Raw genomic sequence first — 21,902 nt, 5'->3', positions numbered from 1 at the left:
ACGAGCATCGATCGAATGCACGAACGACGCGTTCAGCAGATGGTGTCTTCGCCGAACCGATAGAGTTCTTCGTCAGTCTTCTGCAGATCGTATCCTCGATCGAGGCAGAAGATGATGATGGCATCGCGACGGTTCTTGCAGTACAGCTCGTTGACACCCGCGGCCTGCAGCAACCGATCCGCTTCCTTGAGCGTAAGCTTCATTGCGAACGCTAGCTGCAGGACCTTGTTGCGCGAGGCGCCGCGCTGTCCCATGAAAATCTGATAGCCAAACGTCTCGTTCAGCCCCGCACGTCGGATGACCTCGGCGCGTACGAGACTCTTCTCATCGAGGAGCTGCTGCAGGTAGTTGGACATGCTCCGCACACCGATATTGCGCGCATTGGCAAACGTCTGGGGATCGGGTGCGCTCAGAAGCTCGTCGAGCAGCTCGTCGGTCAAAGGCTCTTCCACGCGGCGCTTCCTTCTTCTTCTCTTTGGCTTGGAATGCATGGTATCAGATGGCGCGACCGTCTCGTGAGGAGTTTGCCCGCACGAGACGGCCGCATCAACACCTACGCGACCGAGAACGTCTTCTCGGCGAGGATCTCGTTATCGAAGCTGATAAGCTCGGAGCACTCCACCGTCACATCGGACTGGTCGTCAAGCAGGTAGGCCTTCTGGACCGTCGTGGAGGCGCCAGGCTTGACGTCATTCATGGTGCTCTGCGCATCGATGTCGTCAACGATGGCGGTGTCCAGCTGCACGCCGTTTTGGAAGCACTTCGCCGAAATGGCCACCATGAAGCTCTGTGCCTCGTCCGAAGCGTTCTCGAACGTGTACGTCACCACGATTGCCGACTTTCCCGAGTAGTCCGTCGTCGTCGTGCAGTCGTCGATCGTGACCGCATACTTCGCCTCCTCGGCCGGAGCTTCCTCCGCCTTCGATGCCTGCTGCGGCTCTTCAGGCTGATCAGTAGCCTCCGGTTCCGAGCCGCCCGACGAGCAGCCGAACATGCCCAGGCACCCTGCGACGGCGCAGGCCGCCGCCATCATTGCGAAACGCTTCTTCATTGTTCCTCCTTGTTCGTTACATTCATTGAGAACCTGAACAAAGGGTATAAGAACGCACTTCGCAAAACATTAGCTACCAGCTAAGTTCCCGCAGACGGAAGCAGGACTAGCGAACCCCCCACGATTGCGCGACATGCGCTCTGACGGATGCCGCGGTCAGAACGCGCTAAGCGGCTATCCGAACGCACCTTCGACCAACGGGGCCTCGCCCCTCAGAAGGGCAAGGAAGTCGCAGGGAAGCGCTCCTCGCTGCGCTCGCGCAGCACTCGCATCATGTCGCGCGTGAGCGAGTGACCGTCGTCGGCAGGCAGATCGGCACGGTCAAGCCACTCGGCATGCTCGAGCTCGTGTTCGTCGAGCGTTATCGCATCGCTGCCGTCCAGATCACAGAAAAAGCCGAACAGCAGCGAGGAGGACGGCGGCCACGGCTGGCTCCGGTAGTAGCGCAGGTTTTTCACCGCAAGGCCCACCTCCTCCTTCACCTCGCGATGCACCGTTTCCTCGACGGTCTCGCCCATCTCGCAGAAGCCGGCTATGAGTGCGTAGCGCTTGTACTCCCGCCCAGCGTAACGCGACACCAGGACGCGATCGGTTTCACGATCCACGATGCCCACGATGACGGCGGGAAACAGCTTGGGGAACTCCATGCAGCCGCATTGCGGACAGCGCACCATGCGCTCGACCAGGTCGTGGACGAGCGCAGCGCCGCAACGCCCGCAGAAGCGCCTCGTCGCGTACCAGGAATCGTACTCGTAGCCCACGAAGCCCGCGAACGCGCGGCTGCGCGAGCCGTGGTCGCGCAGCTCGGAGATCGGCACGAACCGCCATGCCGACGCACGATCGGAATCCCCGGCGGACGCATCCGACAGTAGCTCATCGAGCGCCTCGTCGTCCACCTCGCAACGGAAATAGGCCTCGTCTCCCACGGTGAACAGGAAGAGAGCGGACGGATGCTCGCCATCCGCGCGGGCGATGCCCCCCTCAGCGCTGTCCGGGCCGATCGCGCCCGCGTCCTCGAGCAGGCCGTACGTCGGGAAGACGAGCGTCTGCCCGACAGGCGCGCTTGACGCGGTGTCGCCCTCGACCCGGTCGGCCGATGCGGGCGCAGCGCCCGCATCGGCCCGAGGCGCAGGCGCCGCCAGTACGGAGGCACCCCGATAGACAAGAACGCGATCCTCCGGGTCCGGCTCGACCCAAGCGAAATCGTTGCAATACGAATCCGGCTCTATATCCTGGAACACGTCAGCCCGCCTTTCCCGCGAAGTAGCAACCATCCTATAGTAGCCCTTTCGGCGGCCCCGTGCGAGGAAGAAGGTTAGAAGTCGACCGTGTCAGGATCGAGGCCGGACTGCCCGAGCGGATCAAGCTCATCAATGCGCTGCATATCCTCGTCGGTGAGGTCGAACCAGAAGATACGGGCATTCTCGGCGATGCGGCCAGCATCGACCGACTTCGGCAGCGGAATAGCGCGACGCTGCAAGCACCAGCGCAGGCACAGCTGCGCCACCGTGCATCCGTAACTGGCCGCGATGTCGATAAGCAGCTGGTTCTGGAGCACCCGCCCACTCCCGAGCGGCGACCATGCCTCCACCACGATGTCGTGGCGATTGCAGAATTCGCGAGTGACCTGCTGGTTGCAACCAGGATGCAGCTCGATCTGGTCCACCATGGGCAGAATCTCAGCCGCATCCATAAGAGGCTCCAGATGGTGCGGCTTGAAGTTGCTCACGCCTATGGCGCGCACCTTGCCGTCGAGGTAGAGCGTCTCGAGCGCACGCCACGTCTCCTGGTTCGTGCGTTGCCAGTCGGCATCGGCGCCGCGAGCCGCCGGCCAGTGTATGAGGTACAGGTCTACGTAGTCAAGGTGGAGCTTCCTGCGCGACTCCTCGAACGCCTTGAGCGTCGCATCATAACCGCGGTCCGAGTTCCACACCTTCGTGGTGACGAACAGTTCCTCGCGCGGGATACCCGCCGTGGCGAGCGCCTTACCCACTGTTTCCTCGTTGTCGTAGGCTGCCGCCGTATCGATGTGACGGTAGCCGTCAGAAAGCGCTTGATGAACAGCTTCCAAACCCGTCTCGCCATCCGGCATCTTCCACGTGCCGAATCCGATGCAGGGTATCTCGTATCCGTTGCGCAGCGCGATCGTATCGCGCGGACTCTGCAGGTTTGCCATATGCGTCCTCCTAATTCGCCACCTCGCCGCGTGGCGGCCTTGGTCGTTTGACAGATCAACCTTACCCGGCTCGATTCGCGCATGATAGCACCCGTCTCGCATTGTTGCATGATCGTAGGAGGAAGCGCACGAGGGCGATATGCGCCGAGTACGCGTTCGACAATACCTTCTTCCGATAGGCAGGCGGAAACGCAAGCGCACGTGCAGCCGACATGCGCAGCAGGCTATTGAAGGCCCTCCAGTGCGTCGATGTACACTGACGTTTTCGAGCCGTCGTCCGGACGATCGTAGCCGAGCGAGTCGCATGTCTCCACCATGGCGCGCTCGAACAGGTCCATCGCCGAGCGCAAAGCATTCCATGTCGCGTCGACAGAATCGAGTCGGTACGTCGCGAGCAGGCCCGCTTGCTCGTCGGCCGTCAAGAACCGGGGCAGCCATTTGTCGTGCTTGCCCGTGTTCAGCGGGAAGCCGTTGCGCGTTCCGGCAACGTACTCGAGCATCCGTAGCAGCTCGATGCGCAAGATCTGCTCGAACGTCCAATTCGCGAATAGCAGCTCGTCGCGCAGCAGCCCCCGCGCCGCATACGTGCAAGCAAAATAGAACTCGTTTGCGCAATCGCGGACATGCGCCGAAGGCGGCTTTTGCAACCAGAACCGCTCATCCGTCGGTTCTGGCAGCGACGGGCAGATCCCGTCTTTGTCGTATAGCACGCGGATCAGCGAGTCCGACGCGAAATACTCGCTCCAATCCTCGCAGGGAATCAGGGTGAGGTCGATCTTCACTCCATCCGAGAACAACATGAGGTACGAGAACCACCCTGTGGGGAAGTCGGGCGGGAACAGCTCCATCGCCTCCGGTTTCTGCATGAGCACGATGTCGCCGAAACGCGCGAGCCACTCATCGGAGCGCGTGAAGCTCCCCACGTCCGTCACCAAGAACGTGAGATCGTAATCCTGCCACGCATCGGGTGTCACGGCGGGGTCAACGCGACTCCCTTCCAACGTCATGGCGCGAATCCGCTCGTCAGACCGTACGACATCCTTGAACAAGGCGAACATTTCCACAGAATCCCTCATCATCCGCCCTTCTTACAGCCACGTGCGTGCATTGTCGCCCGAAGCGTACAGTTTTCGTCCCCGAAACGCGCCTTCTGAATCATCCTTGCGACGCGCAGCCCCTCCGTCATGGCGAAGAAGGAGTCGGAACGTTGGGTTCGAAAACAAATGCGCCGCCAGCGCTGGGGGCGCCCGCAGGCGCCCTCTCGCTAGTCCTCGATGCCGTCGTTGTTGCGGATGAGCTTGCGCTTGATCTTGCCGCCGATGGTCTTCGGCAGCTCGTCCACGAACTCGACGATGCGCGGGTACTTGTACGGCGCCGTCGTCTTCTTCACGTGGTTCTGCAGCTCCTTGACCAGCTCGTCGCTCGGCTCCCAACCCTTTGCCAGCACGATTGTGGCCTTCACCACCTTGCCTCGGATGGGGTCGGGCGCGGCCGTGACGGCACATTCCACCACGGCGTCGTGCTCGATGAGCGCGCTCTCCACCTCGAAGGGGCCGATGCGGTAGCCCGAGCACTTGATCACGTCGTCGTTGCGGCCCACGAAGAAGCAGTAACCGTCCGAGTCGCGCCACGCCATGTCGTGCAGGTTGTAGTACTCCCCGCCCACGGCCTCGCGCGTGCGCTCCGGCTCGCGGTAGTAGCCCGTGAACAGCCCCGGCGGGTACGCCTCCTTGAGGCCCGTGACGCAGATGGCGCCCTCCTCGCCGTCGGGCACCTCGATGCCCTCTTCGTCGAGCAGCTTGATGTTCAGCAGCGGCGAGGGCTTGCCCATGGAGCCCGGGCGCGGCTCGATCCACGGGAACGTGGCCAGGAGCACCGGGCCCTCGGTCTGGCCGAAGCCCTCGCGGATGTTCTTGCCCGTCAGGCGCTTCCACGCGATGGTCACCTCGGCGTTCAGCGGCTCGCCCGCCGTGGCGAAGTTGTGCACGCTCGACAGGTCGTAGGCGCCCACGTCCTCCTGCAGCATGAAGCGGTACATCGTCGGCGGCGCGCAGAACGTGGTCAGCCGGTAGTCCTGAATCTTCTGCAGCAGCTTCGTGGGCACGAACTTGTCCATGTCATAGGCGAAAATGGTGGCGCCGGCGATCCACTGGCCGTATATCTTGCCCCAGCCGAACTTCGCCCAACCGCTGTCGGTCACGCTCATGTGCAGCGTGTCCTCCTCCACCTGCTGCCAGTACTTCGCCGTGATGATGTGTCCCAACGGATGCGCGAAGTTGTGGCACACAGCCTTCGCCATGCCGGTGGTGCCCGACGTGAAGTAGATGAGCATGGTGTCCTTGCTCGTGACGCCGGCCTCGCCGCACGGGCGCTCGAGCTCGTCGGACTCGCCGACGATCAGCTCGTCGAACGGCGTCCAGCCCGGGCGCTCGCCCGCCACGATGATGCGGTTCTCAATGGAAGGCGATTCGGGCAGCGCCTCCTCGGTCTGCGTGCACACGTAGTCATCGTCCACGCACACCATCATCTTCACCTGCGCAGAGTTGGCGCGGTACGCGATGTCCTTCTTCGTGAGCTGCAGCGACGCCGGGATGATGGTGGCACCCAGCTTGCACAGCGCCACGGCGCACACCCAATACTCCCAGCGGCGGCGCAGGATCATCATCACCACGTCGCCCTTGCCGATGCCGAGCTTGCGAAATGCGTTGGCCGCCTGGTTCGACAGGCGCGACAGGTCGGTGAACGTGAACGTGCGCTCATGGTCGTGATCGTCGCACCACACGAGCGCGCGCTTCCCGGGCTCGACGCGCGCCCACTCGTCCACCACGTCGAAGCCGAAGTTGAACGCCTCGGGCACGTTTATCTGGAAGTTCTCGAAGAAGTCCTCGTAGGAGTCGAACTCGATGCGAGGGCAGTACTTTTTCAGGATATGGTTCACGATCGTATCTTTCTCTCTCATCTCGCAGGTCTGCAAAAGGGCTCAAGAACCGCCCGACAAGTTCTCACCATCGCTTCTGGTCAACCGAACCGGCACGCCGGGACGGGAGGGGGCGAGGGCGCCGTGCGCAGTTTCGCACGAGCCGAAAGCCTCTGCGGGAACTTTCGCGCGAGTTCAGGACCGTTCGAGCACGGCACCCCTGGCCGCCTCCCGTCCCGAACTCGCATGTTGGATCTTACTCCGCAATGATGGTTACGAACTTGGCGGGCACATCGCCACCGCAGCGCTGCCCGTGCGGATGCTCGGGATTGAAGTAGATGCTGTCGCCGGCGTTCAATTCGAACTCTTTGTCCGCCCACGTGACCACGACCGTGCCCTCCAGCACCAAGTTGAACTCCTGACCGGTGTGGGTCACGAGCTTCGCTGGCTCGTCGGTGGGATCGAGCACCACCAGCAGCGGTTGCATGATCTTACCCGAGTAGCGCCAGGCCAGATCCTCGAAATGATATCCCGGATAGCGATCGACCTCGCGTCCCTCGCCGTTGCGCACAACCTGATAGGTGTCCAGCTTGGCCGCTGTGCCCGTGAGGATCTCGGTGAATTCAACGCCAAAATGATGCGCCATATGATAGATCGCAGAGATGGGCACATCGTCGCCCGTCTCTTCCCAGTGGATGTACTTCTCAAGCGGCACGCCCAACTCGCGCGCCATCTCCTCGCGCGTCACATCGCATGCCTCGCGCAAGCCTTGGATGCGCAGGCCGATCTCGACAAGTTCAGCTACCATGTTCGTCCTTTCACCCGTCCTGCTCGCAGGTCCGTCTGCAGAAAATGAACCCTACGCGTTCATGCCGATCTCCAGTGCCGCGAGGTTAGACGGCAGCTTCGCTTTCTTGCTGGCGGGTACGCACTGCTCGACGGCGGCACGAATGGTCTCCTCGGAACAGAAGTGCGTCTCCGCGAACAGCTTGCCCACCAGAATCACGTTCGCAAGGGCCTTGTAGCCGTTTTCCTCGGCGAGCTTCGTCGCGGGCACGGCACATACCTTCACGTTGGGGATGGCGGGAATGCGTTGTACGAGCGTCGAGTCCGCTACAACGATGCCACCAGGCTGCACGCTACCCTCGAATTTGTCGAGGGAGGGCTGGTTCATGACCACGAGCACGTCAGGACGCAGCACGAGCGGGCTGCCGATGGGGTCGTCGGCCACGCACACGCTGCAGTTCGCGGTACCGCCGCGCATCTCGGGCCCATAGGAGGGCAGCCACGACACCTCGCGATCCTCGATGAGTCCCGCTATGGCGATGATCTTGCCGGCGAACAGGATGCCCTGGCCGCCGAAGCCGGCGAGAACGGCGTTCATGGTGCGGCTCATCGCAGGCCCCCTTCCGTCGCAGGGTGCGCAACCGGACAGTCCGCATTGCGCGCTGCGGCCGCTTCGGCGGCGTTGGCGAAGCCGTCGGCTACGACATCTTTGTACACGCCCAGCGGGTAGTACGGAAGCATATTCTCGCGCATCCAATCGAATGAATCTTGCGGCGTGAGGCCCCAGTTCGTTGGACAGGTGGACACAACCTCAACGAGCGAGTATCCCACGCCGTCCACCTGGTTGCGGAACGCCTTCATGATGGACTTTTTCGCCTTGCGCACGTTCTTGGGACAGTCGACGGTCACGCGCTCAAGGTAGGCCACGCCGTCGAGCGAGCTCAAAAGCTCGCACACCCGTATAGGATAGCCCGCCGTCGCCACATCGCGCCCGTAGGGCGAGGTCTGCGTCACCTGGTTCGGCAGGCTTGTGGGAGCCATTTGACCACCCGTCATACCATAGATGGCGTTGTTGATGAAAATGACCGTAATGTTCTCGCCGCGCGTGGCCGCATGGATGGTCTCAGCCATGCCAATGGAGGCGAGATCTCCATCGCCCTGGTAGGCAAACACCACATTGTCCGGGTGCACGCGCTTCACGGCCGTTGCGACCGCCGGCGCGCGCCCATGCGCAGCCTCGATCATGTCGCAGCCGAAGAAGTCCGGCGAAGTGACGGCGCAGCCCACCGGGGCGATGCCCACGGTGTCCCCCTCGACGCCGAGCTCGTCGATACACTCAGCCACAAGCCTATGCACGATGCCGTGCGGGCATCCGGGACAGTAGTTCGTCACCACGGGAAGCAGCGCGTGCGGGCGCTGGAACACAACCTTTGCTTCTGCGCTCATGCTACGCACCAACCTTTCCTGAAAGCTCCTCGATCCTGGCCAGCACCTCCACCGGCGTGGGGATGATGCCGCCCGTGCGGCCGAAGAACTCGACCGGCACCCTTCCTGCAGATGCCAAACGCACGTCGTCCACCATCTGGCCCATGCTCATCTCGACCGTAAGGAACAGCTTCGCATGAGACATGACCTGCTCGAACGCATCCGTCGGGAACGGCCAGAGGGTAATGGGGCGCACAAGGCCGGCTTTGATGCCCTTCTCGCGCGCAGCGACGACCGCGCTGCGAGCGATACGGGCGGACGCGCCGTATGCCGCGAGCACGATATCGGCATCGTCCGTCATGAACAGCTCGGCTCGCTGCTCGTCGCGCAGGATGCTCTGATAGCGCTCGAAGCGCGCAACGTTGAGATCTTCAAGCTCCTCCGCCGTCAGGTAGAGCGAGTCCATGATGTTGTGAGCACGCTTGTTCTTGTGACCGCTCGTCGCCCACGGCTTCTCGGGCAGCTCCCCCTTCGGTTCGGGCAAAACCACCGGCTCCATCATCTGGCCGAGCATGCCATCGGCCAAAAGCATGACAGGGATGCGATATTCATCTGCCTTGTCGAAGGCGAGGAACGCATAATCGGCCATCTCCTGCACCGTTGAGGGCGCGTACACCATGACGTGGAAGTCGCCGTGGCCGGTCGCGCGCGTGGCCTGCCAGTAGTCTGATTGAGACGGCTGGATGCCGCCGAGCCCCGGGCCCCCGCGTTGGACGTTCACGATCACGCCCGGCAGATCGCAGCCGGCCATGTAGGAGATGCCCTCTCCCTTGAGCGAGATACCCGGCGAGGAGGAGGACGTCATCACGCGCGCGCCGGCGCAGGAGGCGCCGTATACCATATTGATTGCCGCGATTTCGCTCTCGGCCTGCAGGTAGGTGCCGCCTACCTTTGGCATGCGCTTGGACATGTAGGCCGCAAGCTCGGTCTGCGGCGTGATGGGATAGCCGAAGAAGAAGCGACATCCTGCGCGGATGGCGCTCTCGGCCATGACCTCGTTGCCTTTCATCAACACTTTCTCAGCCATGATCTACCTCTCAACCGTAATCGCGACGTCCGGGCACATGAGGGCGCACGACATGCAGCCCGTGCACCGCTCCTCGTCGATCAACGTCGCCGGATGGTAGCCCTTGGCGGTGATCCTGGCTTGATCGAGCTCGATGATATGCGTGGGGCATGAGTCGACGCACAGACCGCACCCCTTGCAGAAATGATCGTCTACTATGATCCTCGGCATTCTGGAACCTTCCTCGTCTTCGTGCACCTGCGCGGCGGCGCAGGCCCCGCCCGCGATCGCTCGTCGCAGCGAACGCGGAATGCAGCCCTGCGTCATTCCCAGGGCGTGCGTACATATACTTGCACAGGATAGAGCGTTTCCGGAGTCTTATTCGGCCCAAAGAGCCCACTTTCCCGGTCGACGAGCCGAGTGGGCACAGTGGTGCACGCAACCGGCAGGCCCAGCTTGTCGGCCACAGCACGCGCGAAGGGCACCCCGCGCGCAATCGTCTGCTCGTCGGTGTCCTGCTTCAAATGCGTGTTGTTCACGACGGCGGTGGCTGCGAGACGCGCCTTCGCCTCGATCTCGCGAAGCACGGCCGCAGCCTCCTCGGGCTGCTGCGTGAGGTTGCGTCGAGCATTGACCACGTAGAGCATCTCGTATGGAGCTCGGTCGATGGCGGGCGCAAACCGACCGAGCGCCGTTGCCCCCGCATCGTCGCCTCCCGCGTCGATGATCAGCACCCGCTCGCGCAGATGACGGGCTGCCGCGGCCGGATCGTTCGACCTGCAAAACTCGGCGGCCTCGGGAAGTCTCGAAGCCTGCGCCTGCTCGATCTCGGTCGACACCCGGCCGGATATGCTCGGAGCGTCCAGCGTAGTGCCCGCCATGACCGGTGCGACCACCTGCACGCCGCGTCCTTCCAGCAACGATCGATAATCGCTCGAGCGAAAATACGGGTTCACCACGTCCAGATCGGCCAACGTCACGTCATGCCCGTCCGCTGCTGCATCGAGCGCCAGGTTGATGGCAAAATTGGTCTTGCCCACCCCATAGTGCCCGCACACGACAATAACGGGAGCAGACGCGATCACACCAGACCCTCGGGGGTTTTAGCCGCTTCGTCTTCCTGGCGGATGGCAGCGCGGCGGATCTTGCCGTTCACGGTCTTGGGCAGCGCGTCTACATACTCCACGATGCGGGGATACTTGTACGGCGCGGTCCGGTGCTTCACCCAAGCCTGCAGCTCGCGCGTGAGCTCGGAGGAGCCGGAGAAGCCCTCGGCCAGCACGATGGTGGCCTTCACGGCCTTGCCGCGCGTGGGATCGGGCACGCCCGTGACCGCGCACTCGCGCACGGCCTCGTGCTCCAGGAGCACGCTCTCGATCTCGAAGGGGCCGATGCGGTAGCCGCTCGACTTGATGACGTCGTCGTTTCTGCCCACGTACCAGAAGTAGCCGTCCTCGTCGCACCAGGCGGTGTCGCCGGTGTGGTACCAGCCGTCGCACATGGCCGCCGCGGTCTTCTCCGCGTCCCGGTAGTATTCGAGCATGATGCCGGGGGCCTTTTCGTGGATGTCGATGCACACCTCGCCGGTCTCGCCCGTGTCGCAGCGGCTGCCGTCGTCGCGCTGGATCTCCACGTTGTACAGCGGCACCGGCTTTCCCATGGAGCCCGGGCGCGGCACCGATCCCGTGAGGTTCGCAATGGTGAGCGGCGTCTCGGTCTGGCCGAAGCCCTCGTAGATGGTGAGGCCCGTATGCTCCTTCCAGAAGTCAAACAGGTCGGGGTTCAGCGCCTCGCCCGCCGTGGTGGAGTACACGAGCGTGGACAGATCGAAGGCGTCCACGTCTTCGGCCATCATCATGCGGTACATCGTGGGCGGACAGCAGAGTGTCGTGATGCCGTACTTGCTGATGAGCGAGAGGATCTCGGCGGGATGGAAACGATCGAAGTCGTACGTGAACACGCACGCTTCCATGAGCCACTGGCCGTAGTACTTACCCCACACGGCCTTGCCCCAGCCCGTATCAGCGATGGTGAAATGGAGTCCGTCAGGCCGCACATTGTGCCAGTGCTTGGCTGTCACGAGGTGCGCGATAGCGTACTCGGAATCATGGAGCACCATCTTGGGATTGCCCGACGTGCCGGACGAGAAGTACATGAGCATGGGATCGGCCGCCTTCGTCTCCACGCGCGCGAAGTCGGCCGAGGCCGCGCGCACGCCCGTGTTGAAGTCGAGCCAGCCCGCGCGCTCGGCGGGCGCGGCGCAGACGCCGTCGGGGCCGGAGAGCGCGGGCCCGAGCGGCAGCCCGTCGTCGGGGAACACGAGGTTGCCGTCCGCGTCCTCGGGCGTGAGCCCGCCGCCCGCTCCATTCACGAGTATCTTCGCCTCGAGCGTCGGGCATGCCGCATCCACGTTGTCCACCACGTCGGCGATATCGCCGAGAGAGGTGGCGATGATAGCCTTGATCGACGCGCCGTTCAAGCGATATTCCAGATCGTGTTCCTTGAGCATGAAGGTGGCCGGCACCATGACGGCACCCAGCTTCGCGAGCGCCGTCGCCACGAACCAGAACTGGTAATGGCGGCGCAAGATGACCATCACCATGTCGCCGCGGCCGATGCCCGCTTCGGCCAAGAAGTTGGCCGTCTTATCCGACCAGCGCTTCATGTCGGCGAACGTGAAGACGTGCTCCTCGCCCTCGGGGTTGCACCACACCATGGCGCGGCGGTCAGGATCGTTCTCGGCGATGTCGTCGACCACGTCGTAGCCGAAGTTGAAATTCGCAGGGCACTTCACGACAAAATCGACGAGCAACCCTTCCTCGTCGTAGGTTTCTTCGACGAAGCGGAGATTGATGTCTCTCATATTGGTTTCTTCCCTCTGATATGCGATGCGGCAGCACGGCCGCTGGACGGATAAAACGATACGGTATACGGCGCTAACCGAAGGCCCGTTGCGCACCTGCGGAACGGAAACGGCGGCAGCGCCTAGATAATCGTCTCTCCATGGGGCTTCATGACGATGGCGAGAAACGTGCACGGCTCGCCGCCCGTTGCGATCATGCCGTGACCGCGGCCCGAATCGTACATGAGCAGATCTCCCGCCTCGAGCTCTTCGATATGATCCTCGTAGGCGAAGCGCATCTTGCCGGAAATGATGAAGTCGAGCTCCTGGCCCACATGGTAGGACAGGTGAATGGGCTCGTTCTGCTCTTCCTCCAAAAACGGAGCCGTGACCAGAAACGGCTCGGCAAGCTTGTTCTTGAAGTGCGGGGCCTTATGCAGGTACTCGAAGCCCGCACGGCGCTTGATAGACAGACCATCGGCGGCACGTGTGAGCGAGTATCCCGACAGATGCGGATTCTCGCCGGTCAGAAGCTCGATGACGTCAACGCCCAAACGGTCGGCGCATTTGTATAAAAACGTGAACGACAGATCCTGCTCGCCCGACTCCTGAGCGGCGTATTCAGAAACGGACCGCCCCGTGGCGTTGGCCATTTCCTGCATGGTGATGTCGAGGTCCTCGCGCAGCGCCCGAATGCGCCCCGCCACCTCTTTGATGTTCGGCTCCACAGTCGCTGGACCTCCTTCTCATAGCTCGCGAAGACACCGATGTTCAGGCGCCTCCTGGTGAAAAAACGCTCCTATTGTATAGCAAACTGCTCCCATTCGAGCGTTTTTGGAGAAAATACCCGCACTCTCCGCGAGCGGCGGTTCCGCTCGCGGCTACCTGAATCGTACCGCGCCGGTTTCTCCGCGATGGCACGTCTTGACAAAACGCACAGTCCGATCAGCTGCATTCATGAGAACGCACTCGGTGACGATCGAACCGTCAGCCCTCGTCACCCCAGAAACCATTTCGCCGTCAGTCACGCCGCACGCGACGAAGGCCGCATCGTCAGATCGCACAAGCATATCCATGGTCAGCACGCCGTCAAGGTCCACCTCGGCCGTCTGCTCGGCCCGACAGCGCTTCTCCTCGCCGTCCTCGTCCAGGTCGAAGCGCAAACGCCCTTCGAACACGCCGCCGATGGCTTTGAGGCCCGTACAGGCAAGCACTCCCTCGGGAGCGCCGCCCGAACCAAGGTACAGATCAATGCCCGTCCCCGGCACCGCCGTCGCGATGGCTCCGAATACGTCTCCGTCGTCTATGAGGCGTATGCGCGCGCCGGCTGCGCGCACGGCGGCTATCAGATCTTGATGGCGCGGGCGATCGAGAATGCATACGACCACGTCTTCCACGGACTTGCCGAGCGTTCTGGCAACGGCGGCCACGTTCTCGGCCGGCGCCTTGTCAATACCGACTACGCCCGTACAGGCGGGCCCGGCGGCGATCTTGTCCATGTAGGTGTCGGGCGCGTACAACAGCGTTCCTCGTGGCGCCACCGCAACGGTCGTGAGCGCGTTGGGCTTGCCGAACGCGCACAGATTCGTGCCCTCGAGGGGATCGACCGCAATATCAAGTTCTTCCCCGCCAAGCCCCAGCTCCTCGCCGATGAAGAGCATGGGAGCCTCGTCGCGCTCGCCTTCGCCGATGACGATCCGCCCGCATATATCAAGGTCGTTGAAGGCGTCGCGCATAGTTGTCGTGGCCGCTTGATCTGCCGCCGTCTTATCGCCTCTCCCGATCCAGTTTGCCGAAGCGATGGCCGCTTTCTCAGCGACGGCGAGCATATCCAGAAGACGTGCGGGATGCATGGGGCTCCTTCCAGCGGGGTTTACCGTCCTCACATCGCGGCGATTCTACCACGTCGCTACGTGCGAATGAATCGAACTGCGAAATGGGCGTCCGAGGATCCGGCGAGCAGCCGCGTCGCCACGCACGAGCGGCCGGCGATAGGAACAAGCTTGAACCTCGCACCCGCTTCGCTCGAAAGGAACGACTGCACCACGCCGCTGTTCTCCTCGTTCGTCACCGTGCACGTGGCGTAGGCCAGCATGCCGCCGCGTGCGACATGCCCAGCAGCCTCTTCAAGCAGCGCGAGCTGCGTGCGGGCGAACGAAGCGATGGACTCAGGCTTCAGACGCCAACGGATCTCGGGATGGCGGCGCAGCGTGCCCAAGCCCGAGCAGGGCGCATCGACGAATACGGCATCGAAGAGCCTCTCGCCCACGACCGCTCCCAAATTGAGTGCGTTTCCCGTCAGCGCCTCGGATACCCGAACATCGTACTGCGCAACGCGATCGAGCAGGATCCTCGTCTTGAATTCGTGGTTATCCAGCGTCGCATACCGCTCTATCTGAGCGCCGTACGTGCGACAGGCGTCGCTTTGAAGCAGAATCGTCTTCGTGGCGCGGCCGGCTCCGACCTCCAAAAACGAGCCAGGCTTTATCTCCGGCAGCACCGAGGAAGCCACGAGCTGGGAAGCGGCGTCCGACACGAGCAGCCTGCCCTGCGCGAGCAGCCGTCGAAGCTCTGGCACGAGCAGCGAACGGCCGTCGGGCACGAGATAGCAGCCCGGCACGCTCACCTCGCCGATGCTGGCAGGCTCGATGCCTTCTCCAGCTTTTTCAAAGACTGCCAGCACATCTTCGTCGCACGTCTTCACGGCGTTCACGGCCACAAACAACGGTGCAGGCTGGTTCGAGGCCCGCATGAAGGCAAGGGCGTCCTCAAAGCCGAGATCGGCGACAAGCCTGCGCGTCAACCATGCAGGAAACGCATGCAGGCGCGCGAGCGCTTCTGAATCGCGCGCGGGATCGCCGAAGGGAAACGACGCCTTCAGCATGACGATCTTGCGCAGCACTGCATTGGCGAGACCCGCCGCTCGCGGCGCAATCGAGCGCACGAGCTCGACGCCTTGATCGACAGCCGCATGGGGCGACTTGTCGAGGAATACGATTTCATAGGCTCCCAGGCGCAGGGCATCGCGCACGTCGGGCTGCACGTCTGACGGACTTCGCAGCGCTCGGTCGACGATCTCGTCGAGAGTCCCTTGCGCGCTCACCGCTCCCAGCACAAGCTTCGTGGCGAACGCACGATCCTCGGGCTCAAGATCGGAAGAATCGATGCGCTTCGCAATGATATCCTGCGCGAATGCATCGCGTTCGCGCACCAGGCGCACCGCTTCGAGCGCCGCGAGGCGCGCCGGACTCACCTTCGAGTGCATGGCGGAACGAGGCGCGCGTTGCGCGTCCTGCGCGCTTTTCGAGGGCCGGCCGCCACGGGGGCGCGATGCGCGGGGCGCGTCTGCGCGAGAGGCATCGCGGTGATCAGCCATGGAGGCCCTCCCACGTCGAGCCGGTCTTGATGCCCTGTATGCCAGCCGCAAACGCCTTCGCGTCCATCTCCTGCTTGCCATCCGGTTTGAGAGACAGGACCTCCACAGCACCGTCCGAGGCGCCCAGCAGCAACCGCCTCGCAGCGAAGCGCACCTCCCCCGGTTCCATGCCAGCGGCAACCCGGCGGCCTTCCTCGTCTCCTGGTTCGCTCAGAGTCCGCACGGTCACCGCGCGCCCCGCGACGACGGCGCGCGCCGGGTGCGCCTCACTCGAGGCGCGTACTTTGCGGACCAGCACAGCCGCCCCATCGCCAGGGTGCAGATCGAGCTCCCCTTTCTCGATCTTGGAGGCGTAGGTCGCCTGCGTCTCGTCCTGTTCCTTCCAGTCGGCCGCCCCTCGCTCCACATGGACGAGCGCCGTCAACAGCGCATGCGATCCGAGATCAGCCAGCTCATCAGTCAACTCCCCCGCGCTCTTATTGGCAACATCGGCTTTGCGGCAAACGCAGTACGCTCCCGTATCGAGACCTTCCTCCATGCGCATGATGCACACGCCGGTTGCCTCGTCTCCTGCGAGAACGGCGCGTTCGATAGGAGCGGCTCCGCGCCAACGGGGCAGCAGGGATGCGTGTACGTTCAAGCAACCGTACGTGGGAATAGCCAGCACCTCGGGTGGCAGGATGGCGCCGTAGGCGGCCACGCAGATGACGTCCGGCTCAAGCGCGGCCAGCTCGCATTGAACGTCGGCAGCGCGCAGCGTGCGCGGCGTGCGGACTTCGATCCCATAGCGGAGAGCCGCTTCCTTTACCGGCGAAGGCGCCAGACGCCTGCCGCGGCCGCGCACCGCGTCGGGACGCGTGTAAACAGCCACAACCTTGTGCTGCTGCACAAGGTTGTCTAGAATCGCAGCGGCGAACGCAGGCGTGCCCATGAACACGACGCGCATGATCAGCGCACCTGCGGATCGAGCGACGTCTCGCCGGGGCGCGCCCCAGCCGCAAGCGCCACCTCGTAGTCGCGCAGCGCCTGCAGACGCGTCACGGGGTCGCACCGCTCGAACATGGTGATGCCGTCGAGATGGTCAAGCTCGTGCTGCAGACAGCGCCCGAGCAGCCCGTCGCCTTCCACTTCCCATTCTTCTCCATCAAGGTCGAAATAGCGTACGCGCGCAAAGGGCGGGCGGGCAATGGACACCGAAATACCGGGACAGGACAGACACCCCTCGCCCAGCACGATCGGATCGCCTTCGGTGGACACGAGTACAGGGTTCACGAGCACGAGGGGGTTCTGCGCACCCGTTTCGTCCTGGTCGCAGTCAATAACCACGAGGCGCTTGGTCACGCCCACCTGCGGCGCGGCGATGCCGCAGCCGTCGTTCTTATACATGGCCTTGGCCATCTGCTTGGCCAGCTTCTTGAGGCCTCGATCATCCAGATCACACGGTTCGCACACCGTGTTCAGCACCGGATCGGGCGATTGCACGATAGTGATCACGTTCAGCACGTCCTTCGCTCTTCATAAGGAAACGCGGCGCCGTACGCGCCGCGGATGCGGTCATGGCCCCATTGTCCGTTCTTGAGTGAACATTGTCCAGTGGCCTGCGGAAAAGCTCCATAGAACGCGAGGTCAGAAGGCAGGCGTACAGGCGTGCACGACGCTTTCCGCGCACACCTGCAATCGCTCGTCCTACTTGCCCTGCTCGTCGTCGACGACGATCTCCTTGAGGCTGGCGGCCAAACCCGCCATGCCCTGGATCTCGGAGGGGATGATGAGCTTCGTCGCCCGTCCGTTGGCAACGCTCTTCAGAGCCTCGAAGGCCTGCAGCGTGAGCACTGCCGAATCGGCGCCTGCCTCGCGCACCATGCGGATGCCGTCGGCGGTAGCCTGCTGCACGTTCAGGATGGCCGACGCCTCGCCTTCGGCCTCGCGAATCTGCTTCTCCTTCTCGGCCTCGGCGGCCAGGATCACGGCCTGTTTCTCCGCTTCGGCAGCCAGGATCTGAGCCTGCTTGTTGCCCTCGGCCACGGTGATGGCCGACTGCTTCTCGCCTTCTGCCAGAAGAATGGCCTCGCGCTTCTCCCGCTCAGCTTTCATCTGCTTCTCCATGGCCTGCTGGATGGCGGCCGGCGGCGTAATGTTCTTGACCTCCACCCGGTTCACCTTGATGCCCCAGGCATCGGTGGCCTCATCCAGGATGGAGCGCATCTTGGCGTTGATGGTGTCGCGCGATACGAGCGTGGTATCCAGCTCCAAGTCGCCGATGATGTTGCGCAGCGTGGTTGCCGCCAGGTTCTCTATGGCGACGAGCGGGTTCTCCACGCCGTAGGTGTAGAGCTTCGGATCCATGATCTTGAAGAACACGACCGAGTCGATGGACATGGTCACGTTGTCCTTCGTGATGACGGGCTGGGGAGGAAAGTCGGCCACCTGCTCCTTGAGGGTCACATAGGGACGCACCCGGTCAATGAACGGCACCTTCACATGCAGGCCGTTGCTCCAGGTGGTCAGGTACGAACCCAGGCGCTCGACGACGGCGGCCTCGGCCTGCGGGACAATCTTGATGCACGTGACGCTGAACAGCACCACGAGCACCACGAGCACGATGAGAAAGATCATGACGGTTTCCTTTCGACGATGAGTTTGACGCTCTCCTGCCCGACCACCACCACATTCTCGCCAGCCGGGATAGGCATCCCATCGGCTGAGCGAGCAGCCCAGGTCATGTGGTCGGCCGTCTCAACGCGGCCGACGAAGCGGTCGTTATCGACAGCCTCTCGCACGACGGCCTCCTGGCCGACGACGGTGGGCTCTTCGAGCTTGCCGCGGTCACGGTATTTCACGAAGACGGGCCGCAGCACGACCAGGCACAGCACCGACACGGCTAAGAACACCGCGATCTGAACGAAGGGATCGACGGCGCACAGATTCGCCGCGAAGGCGGCAAGCGCGCCGACGACGAACCACATGGTTATAAGGCTGAGCGAAGCAATCTCGACCACAGCCATAACCGCGGCAACGATCAGCCAAACGAAGGGGCTCATGGCGCCTCCTTTCTGTCGTGCTAGAGCATACCATATCCCACCGCCGACCAAGGCGGGCTGCCCGGGCCTTCCGCTGCTCATGGCACTCGTGCCGCACAGAGGCGTCCCCGCGTCCAGCCGGCGCGTGCGCCGTGCGGATCCGGCGCCGTATGCCGTTTCGAAGACCGCTTGCTGCTATACTGGCCGACATGAACAGACCTGCCGAAACATCGGATGCAGCAACCCGGAAGAAGGCGGGCGCCCGCGCCCGCGCGCTCGCCCTGCGCGACGCCATACCTCCCGACGAACGCGCGCGCCGAAGCGAGGAGCTGTGCACACGGCTCACGACATGCTGCGCGCAGGCCCTGCGGCCCGGTGCGCTCGTCGCCGTATACTGCGCCATGGGAAGCGAGCCCGACCTGGCGACCTTCGTGCACGAAGCGCTTGAGCGCGGCTGCCGCGTGTGCGTGCCCTGTATGATGCGCGCCGCCGAGGCCGCCGGCGCGCCCGATCCGACCCGTCCGTCAGCCACATCCGCCCGGGTCCGTATGACGTTCTTCGAAGTGGACCGGGCGACCTTCGACGCGCGCGAGGCGGCGTTCATCGCAGCGCCCGCCAAAGCCATCGCCTCATGCGATCCTGCTCTCGCGCCGTTGCGGGCCGTCGACCCCTGCGACATCGATGTGATGGCGGTACCGCTTGTCGCCTTCGACGACAACGGCTGCCGCCTTGGATACGGCGGCGGGAATTACGACCGGTTCCTTGGGAATCTGCGCGACGACGCGATCGTTATGGGCATAGCGTTCGCCGAGCAGAGGTTCGACAATCTGCCCGTCGAAGCCCCACGACCGTGCCGCTCCCCCGCATCGAATTCTGTTGAGGTCGAAAAAGCGAGCACGTCCCGCAGCCCGACCGAGCAGCTGCCTTTTACGAGGAAGCGAAGCGGCCGGTGGTTCTGACGCCGACGCCCTAGATCCTTCTGCATGGCGGCCACGGCCTCGTAGAGCAATCTCGTACTCGTCGGCGGGCATTACGCGCAGGATCGGCGAGCCGGGCCTTCAGCGCGGCTACAGCATCTTCGACATCGCCGATGGCAAGCTCCTCCACAAGGAAGGCCGCCAATATATCGGGCTCGGCCGCATCGGTCATGGATCCCGAGGTCAAGATGGCTCGCGGCCGCAGGAAGCGCCTGCGCCGCCCTCGTGACAACAAGCGCGGCGGGGGCGGCGGGGTTCTCCGCAAGCGTGTCGAGCAAACTCTGCGCGACGAGTGCATGCGCCCGTCCATGCCACTGCGTCTGCGCCAGCGCATCGGCATGGCGCAGCGCGAGGTCGGGGCGCTGAGCCGCAAGGCTCAGCAATTCGCGCTCGAAGCGGAGCCGGTTGAGCTCGGCCCGAGGCAGATCTGCGCCAGCCTCGGCAACCGATCTCGGATCCGCCGCCGGCCCGTCAGAACGCTCCTCCGCAGGACCGTCGTCCTCCGCGCGAGGAGGCTTGAGGCGCGCCAGCTGGTCGATCACATCCTGCTCGCGAGCCCGCACGCTCGTGGCGATCTGCACAGCATAATCGCGCGCGAGCATGGAGTCCTTGATGGGGGCCAGCACCTGTAGCGCATCGACCAGTGCCGCAGCGCGCCCTTCAGCACGTCCGAGGTCGTGGGCGAGCCAGGCGGCGCTCGATGCCGTACTTCAGCAGCGGTTGGGCGCATGCGATGAGCTCCTGCAGTTCGTCGGCACCGCGCTGAGCCACAAAGTCGGCCGGGTCGAGGTTGTCCGGCATGCGTAACGGCAGCCAGCTCGATACGGCTCTTGCCCGCTTCGGGCGTCATGGAATCGTCGATGAACGCGAGCGCGCGATCGGCGGCGCGCTGCCCCGCCTCGTCGCCGTCGAACAGGTACACGATACGGTGCCGAGCATGACGCGACAGCAACCGGATATGGCGCATGGTCAGCGCGGGTGCCGAGCGTCGCCACGGCGTTCTTCACGCCCGCCTCGTGCAGCGCGATCACGTCGGTGTAGCCCTCCACCACCACGGCCACGCCCGTCGATGCCATGGCGGCTTTCGCCTTGTCCATGCCGTACAGAACCTGCGACTTGTGGAACAGGGGCGTCTCCTGCGAGTTCAGGTACTTCGGCTCGCCCTTGCCCACCACGCGGCCGCCGAAGGCGATGCACTCGCCCTGCGGGTCGTTAATGGGGAACATGATGCGGTTGTAGAAGCGGTCGCGCAGCTTGCCGTCGCCTTTGCCGACAAGCGCGACGTTGGCCTGCGACATCTCCTCGGCATTGAATCCCGCCGCAGAAAGGTGCCGCACGAGCTGGCCGCGACCAGGGGCAAACCCAAGCTGCCAGGTTTTCGGCACGTCGCCGCCCAAACCGCGCGCGCTCAGGTACCTGCGTGCCGACGAAGCGTCGGGTCCGGGGTCGCGCATAAGCTGGCGATGGTAGAACGCGGCCGTCTCGGCGCAGACCGCCTTGAGGCGCGCCTTGCGATTGCCGCCGATGCCCGGCCGGCCGTCGGCGACGGCGATGTCGATGTGCGCTCGATCCGCCAGCCGCCGAACCGCCTCGGGAAACGACAGATCCTCCGTCTTCATGATGAAGGAGAACACATCCCCGCCCTCGCCGCAGCCGAAGCAGTGCCACAGCTGCGTGGAGGGGTCGATCTTGAACGAAGGGGTCTTCTCGTTGTGCAAAGGGCAGCAGCACCAGAAGTCGCGTCCGCGCTGCTTCACCGGAGAGCGCTCGCCGATAACCGCCACGAGATCGGATGCCTCGCGAACCTTCTGGATGTCCTCCTCGCTGATGGTTCCCGCCATGAAGAAGCCTCTACCTCCGCCTATTCTGCTTCGAGAGCACAATATTCGCCAAGAACAAGACCCCCAGGCCAATGGAGGGCAGCAGCTCTCCCAGGCCAACACCGCCCTCTCCCGCGTTCGCGTACGCCCATGCCAAGCTGACCGCCATCATGATGAAGCTCAGCACCGCGATGGCCGCGTACACTCCGCTCCGATCCTTCATGCGCCGCCCTCCCTTCATCGTGCCGCACGGTTTCGCACAGTATAGCGCAAGCCCGCACGCTTCCAGCCGAACCGTCGGGCGAAAGCGGCGACCTCAATGCCGGGTCGCCAACCGCGCGCTGACAAGAAGGCTGCGGGTGCGCTCGCATCCGAGTCCGCTGGTATGCTGGAAGCCTGCGAACACGGCGCGGCTTCTCGACGCGCACGGCACCCGACACGGAGGT

Annotated in this window: 24 protein-coding genes and 1 pseudogene; 1 reads left to right on the top strand and 24 read right to left on the bottom strand. The window is 63.7% G+C overall.

Going from position 1 to position 21,902, the window contains the following annotated elements:
- Positions 1 to 32 precede the first annotated feature (32 nt).
- The 20 genes from ABGT83_RS06090 to ABGT83_RS05995 all read right to left on the bottom strand — a co-directional run bounded on the left by ABGT83_RS06090 (position 33) and on the right by ABGT83_RS05995 (position 18,680).
- Positions 33 to 452, bottom strand: coding sequence for an XRE family transcriptional regulator (locus ABGT83_RS06090; protein WP_346686477.1), 420 nt, complete (start codon positions 450 to 452; stop codon positions 33 to 35).
- Positions 453 to 553: 101 nt separating this feature from the next.
- Positions 554 to 1,051 (bottom strand): DUF5067 domain-containing protein, encoded by a 498-nt coding sequence (locus ABGT83_RS06085; RefSeq protein WP_346686475.1) that lies wholly within the window; start codon positions 1,049 to 1,051, stop codon positions 554 to 556.
- Between the two features lie 212 nt (positions 1,052 to 1,263).
- Complete coding sequence (nudC, locus tag ABGT83_RS06080; RefSeq protein ID WP_346686473.1) at positions 1,264 to 2,325, bottom strand: NAD(+) diphosphatase; 1,062 nt, start codon at positions 2,323 to 2,325, stop codon at positions 1,264 to 1,266.
- Between the two features lie 41 nt (positions 2,326 to 2,366).
- Positions 2,367 to 3,227, bottom strand: coding sequence for an aldo/keto reductase (locus ABGT83_RS06075; protein WP_103264421.1), 861 nt, complete (start codon positions 3,225 to 3,227; stop codon positions 2,367 to 2,369).
- 224 nt (positions 3,228 to 3,451) lie between these two features.
- Complete coding sequence (locus tag ABGT83_RS06070; RefSeq protein ID WP_346686471.1) at positions 3,452 to 4,306, bottom strand: aminoglycoside 6-adenylyltransferase; 855 nt, start codon at positions 4,304 to 4,306, stop codon at positions 3,452 to 3,454.
- Positions 4,307 to 4,491: 185 nt separating this feature from the next.
- Positions 4,492 to 6,165, bottom strand: a complete 1,674-nt coding sequence (locus ABGT83_RS06065) for an AMP-binding protein (RefSeq protein WP_346686469.1) — start codon at positions 6,163 to 6,165, stop codon at positions 4,492 to 4,494.
- 235 nt (positions 6,166 to 6,400) lie between these two features.
- Positions 6,401 to 6,952 carry a helix-turn-helix domain-containing protein gene (locus tag ABGT83_RS06060; RefSeq protein ID WP_103264418.1) on the bottom strand — a complete coding sequence of 184 codons (552 nt, stop codon included), beginning with the start codon at positions 6,950 to 6,952 and terminating at the stop codon, positions 6,401 to 6,403.
- 51 nt (positions 6,953 to 7,003) lie between these two features.
- Complete coding sequence (locus ABGT83_RS06055; RefSeq protein ID WP_103264417.1) at positions 7,004 to 7,540, bottom strand: 2-oxoacid:acceptor oxidoreductase family protein; 537 nt, start codon at positions 7,538 to 7,540, stop codon at positions 7,004 to 7,006.
- Positions 7,537 to 8,376 carry a thiamine pyrophosphate-dependent enzyme gene (locus ABGT83_RS06050; RefSeq protein ID WP_103264416.1) on the bottom strand — a complete coding sequence of 280 codons (840 nt, stop codon included), beginning with the start codon at positions 8,374 to 8,376 and terminating at the stop codon, positions 7,537 to 7,539. Before ABGT83_RS06050 ends, ABGT83_RS06055 begins: the two co-directional genes overlap by 4 nt.
- Position 8,377: 1 nt before the next feature.
- Positions 8,378 to 9,442: a 3-methyl-2-oxobutanoate dehydrogenase subunit VorB gene (locus ABGT83_RS06045; protein ID WP_103264415.1), complete on the bottom strand. Its 1,065-nt coding sequence runs from the start codon at positions 9,440 to 9,442 to the stop codon at positions 8,378 to 8,380.
- A 3-nt stretch (positions 9,443 to 9,445) separates the two neighbouring features.
- Complete coding sequence (locus tag ABGT83_RS06040; protein WP_103264470.1) at positions 9,446 to 9,652, bottom strand: 4Fe-4S binding protein; 207 nt, start codon at positions 9,650 to 9,652, stop codon at positions 9,446 to 9,448.
- Positions 9,653 to 9,744: 92 nt separating this feature from the next.
- Positions 9,745 to 10,506 (bottom strand): ParA family protein, encoded by a 762-nt coding sequence (locus ABGT83_RS06035; RefSeq protein WP_346686465.1) that lies wholly within the window; start codon positions 10,504 to 10,506, stop codon positions 9,745 to 9,747.
- Positions 10,503 to 12,284, bottom strand: a complete 1,782-nt coding sequence (locus tag ABGT83_RS06030; protein ID WP_346686463.1) for an AMP-binding protein — start codon at positions 12,282 to 12,284, stop codon at positions 10,503 to 10,505. Before ABGT83_RS06030 ends, ABGT83_RS06035 begins: the two co-directional genes overlap by 4 nt.
- A gap of 122 nt (positions 12,285 to 12,406) precedes the next feature.
- Positions 12,407 to 12,991, bottom strand: a complete 585-nt coding sequence (locus ABGT83_RS06025; protein WP_103264412.1) for a helix-turn-helix domain-containing protein — start codon at positions 12,989 to 12,991, stop codon at positions 12,407 to 12,409.
- Between the two features lie 153 nt (positions 12,992 to 13,144).
- Positions 13,145 to 14,116, bottom strand: a complete 972-nt coding sequence (gene glpX / locus ABGT83_RS06020) for a class II fructose-bisphosphatase (protein ID WP_346686462.1) — start codon at positions 14,114 to 14,116, stop codon at positions 13,145 to 13,147.
- Between the two features lie 56 nt (positions 14,117 to 14,172).
- Positions 14,173 to 15,528: a transcription antitermination factor NusB gene (locus tag ABGT83_RS06015; RefSeq protein ID WP_346686460.1), complete on the bottom strand. Its 1,356-nt coding sequence runs from the start codon at positions 15,526 to 15,528 to the stop codon at positions 14,173 to 14,175.
- Positions 15,529 to 15,631: 103 nt separating this feature from the next.
- Entirely contained in the window at positions 15,632 to 16,585 is a 954-nt protein-coding gene (gene fmt / locus ABGT83_RS06010) for a methionyl-tRNA formyltransferase (RefSeq protein WP_346686459.1), read from the bottom strand.
- Between the two features lie 2 nt (positions 16,586 to 16,587).
- A complete protein-coding gene (gene def / locus ABGT83_RS06005) occupies positions 16,588 to 17,142 on the bottom strand; it encodes a peptide deformylase (protein WP_103264408.1) in 555 nt (184 codons plus the stop codon).
- Positions 17,143 to 17,325: 183 nt separating this feature from the next.
- The gene (locus ABGT83_RS06000; RefSeq protein WP_103264407.1) at positions 17,326 to 18,255 is read right to left on the bottom strand and encodes an SPFH domain-containing protein; all 930 of its coding nucleotides are present in this window, start codon (positions 18,253 to 18,255) and stop codon (positions 17,326 to 17,328) included.
- Positions 18,252 to 18,680 carry an NfeD family protein gene (locus ABGT83_RS05995; protein WP_103264406.1) on the bottom strand — a complete coding sequence of 143 codons (429 nt, stop codon included), beginning with the start codon at positions 18,678 to 18,680 and terminating at the stop codon, positions 18,252 to 18,254. Before ABGT83_RS05995 ends, ABGT83_RS06000 begins: the two co-directional genes overlap by 4 nt.
- 149 nt (positions 18,681 to 18,829) lie before the next feature.
- On the opposite strand from ABGT83_RS05995, the gene ABGT83_RS05990 reads away from it, so the two are divergent.
- Entirely contained in the window at positions 18,830 to 19,618 is a 789-nt protein-coding gene (locus ABGT83_RS05990) for a 5-formyltetrahydrofolate cyclo-ligase (protein WP_346686458.1), read from the top strand.
- A 71-nt stretch (positions 19,619 to 19,689) separates the two neighbouring features.
- On the opposite strand, the gene ABGT83_RS05985 is transcribed toward ABGT83_RS05990, so the two are convergent.
- From ABGT83_RS05985 to ABGT83_RS05970, 4 genes and pseudogenes are all read right to left on the bottom strand, one after another.
- On the bottom strand, positions 19,690 to 20,262 hold the full coding sequence (locus ABGT83_RS05985) for a hypothetical protein (protein WP_346686457.1): 573 nt from the start codon (positions 20,260 to 20,262) through the stop codon (positions 19,690 to 19,692).
- On the bottom strand, positions 20,175 to 20,603 hold the full coding sequence (locus ABGT83_RS05980; RefSeq protein ID WP_346686705.1) for a toprim domain-containing protein: 429 nt from the start codon (positions 20,601 to 20,603) through the stop codon (positions 20,175 to 20,177). The genes ABGT83_RS05985 and ABGT83_RS05980 overlap by 88 nt, the downstream gene beginning before the upstream one ends.
- Positions 20,604 to 20,649: 46 nt before the next feature.
- Positions 20,650 to 21,477: pseudogene (dnaG, locus tag ABGT83_RS05975) on the bottom strand (DNA primase); the annotation flags it as partial.
- Positions 21,478 to 21,487: 10 nt separating this feature from the next.
- Positions 21,488 to 21,679: a hypothetical protein gene (locus ABGT83_RS05970; protein ID WP_346686456.1), complete on the bottom strand. Its 192-nt coding sequence runs from the start codon at positions 21,677 to 21,679 to the stop codon at positions 21,488 to 21,490.
- Between the last annotated feature and the right edge of the window lie 223 nt (positions 21,680 to 21,902).

Source organism: Enteroscipio rubneri (assembly GCF_963929405.1).
Taxonomy (GTDB): domain Bacteria; phylum Actinomycetota; class Coriobacteriia; order Coriobacteriales; family Eggerthellaceae; genus Enteroscipio; species Enteroscipio rubneri.
This window is presented reverse-complemented; position numbering and strand designations above follow the sequence as displayed.

Bases quoted from the DNA above. Each gene is read 5' to 3' on its own strand.
- ABGT83_RS06085 (WP_346686475.1), bottom strand. From the start codon at position 1,051: ATGAAGAAGCGTTTCGCAATGATGGCGGCGGCCTGCGCCGTCGCAGGG.
- nudC (WP_346686473.1), bottom strand. From the start codon at position 2,325: ATGGTTGCTACTTCGCGGGAAAGGCGGGCTGACGTGTTCCAGGATATA.
- ABGT83_RS06075 (WP_103264421.1), bottom strand. From the start codon at position 3,227: ATGGCAAACCTGCAGAGTCCGCGCGATACGATCGCGCTGCGCAACGGA.
- ABGT83_RS06070 (WP_346686471.1), bottom strand. From the start codon at position 4,306: ATGATGAGGGATTCTGTGGAAATGTTCGCCTTGTTCAAGGATGTCGTA.
- ABGT83_RS06060 (WP_103264418.1), bottom strand. From the start codon at position 6,952: ATGGTAGCTGAACTTGTCGAGATCGGCCTGCGCATCCAAGGCTTGCGC.
- ABGT83_RS06055 (WP_103264417.1), bottom strand. From the start codon at position 7,540: ATGAGCCGCACCATGAACGCCGTTCTCGCCGGCTTCGGCGGCCAGGGC.
- ABGT83_RS06050 (WP_103264416.1), bottom strand. From the start codon at position 8,376: ATGAGCGCAGAAGCAAAGGTTGTGTTCCAGCGCCCGCACGCGCTGCTT.
- ABGT83_RS06045 (WP_103264415.1), bottom strand. From the start codon at position 9,442: ATGGCTGAGAAAGTGTTGATGAAAGGCAACGAGGTCATGGCCGAGAGC.
- ABGT83_RS06040 (WP_103264470.1), bottom strand. From the start codon at position 9,652: ATGCCGAGGATCATAGTAGACGATCATTTCTGCAAGGGGTGCGGTCTG.
- ABGT83_RS06030 (WP_346686463.1), bottom strand. From the start codon at position 12,284: ATGAGAGACATCAATCTCCGCTTCGTCGAAGAAACCTACGACGAGGAA.
- glpX (WP_346686462.1), bottom strand. From the start codon at position 14,116: ATGCATCCCGCACGTCTTCTGGATATGCTCGCCGTCGCTGAGAAAGCG.
- ABGT83_RS06015 (WP_346686460.1), bottom strand. From the start codon at position 15,528: ATGCACTCGAAGGTGAGTCCGGCGCGCCTCGCGGCGCTCGAAGCGGTG.
- fmt (WP_346686459.1), bottom strand. From the start codon at position 16,585: ATGCGCGTCGTGTTCATGGGCACGCCTGCGTTCGCCGCTGCGATTCTA.
- ABGT83_RS06000 (WP_103264407.1), bottom strand. From the start codon at position 18,255: ATGATCTTTCTCATCGTGCTCGTGGTGCTCGTGGTGCTGTTCAGCGTC.
- ABGT83_RS05995 (WP_103264406.1), bottom strand. From the start codon at position 18,680: ATGAGCCCCTTCGTTTGGCTGATCGTTGCCGCGGTTATGGCTGTGGTC.
- ABGT83_RS05990 (WP_346686458.1), top strand. From the start codon at position 18,830: ATGCCGTTTCGAAGACCGCTTGCTGCTATACTGGCCGACATGAACAGA.
- ABGT83_RS05980 (WP_346686705.1), bottom strand. From the start codon at position 20,603: ATGCGCCATATCCGGTTGCTGTCGCGTCATGCTCGGCACCGTATCGTG.
- ABGT83_RS05970 (WP_346686456.1), bottom strand. From the start codon at position 21,679: ATGAAGGATCGGAGCGGAGTGTACGCGGCCATCGCGGTGCTGAGCTTC.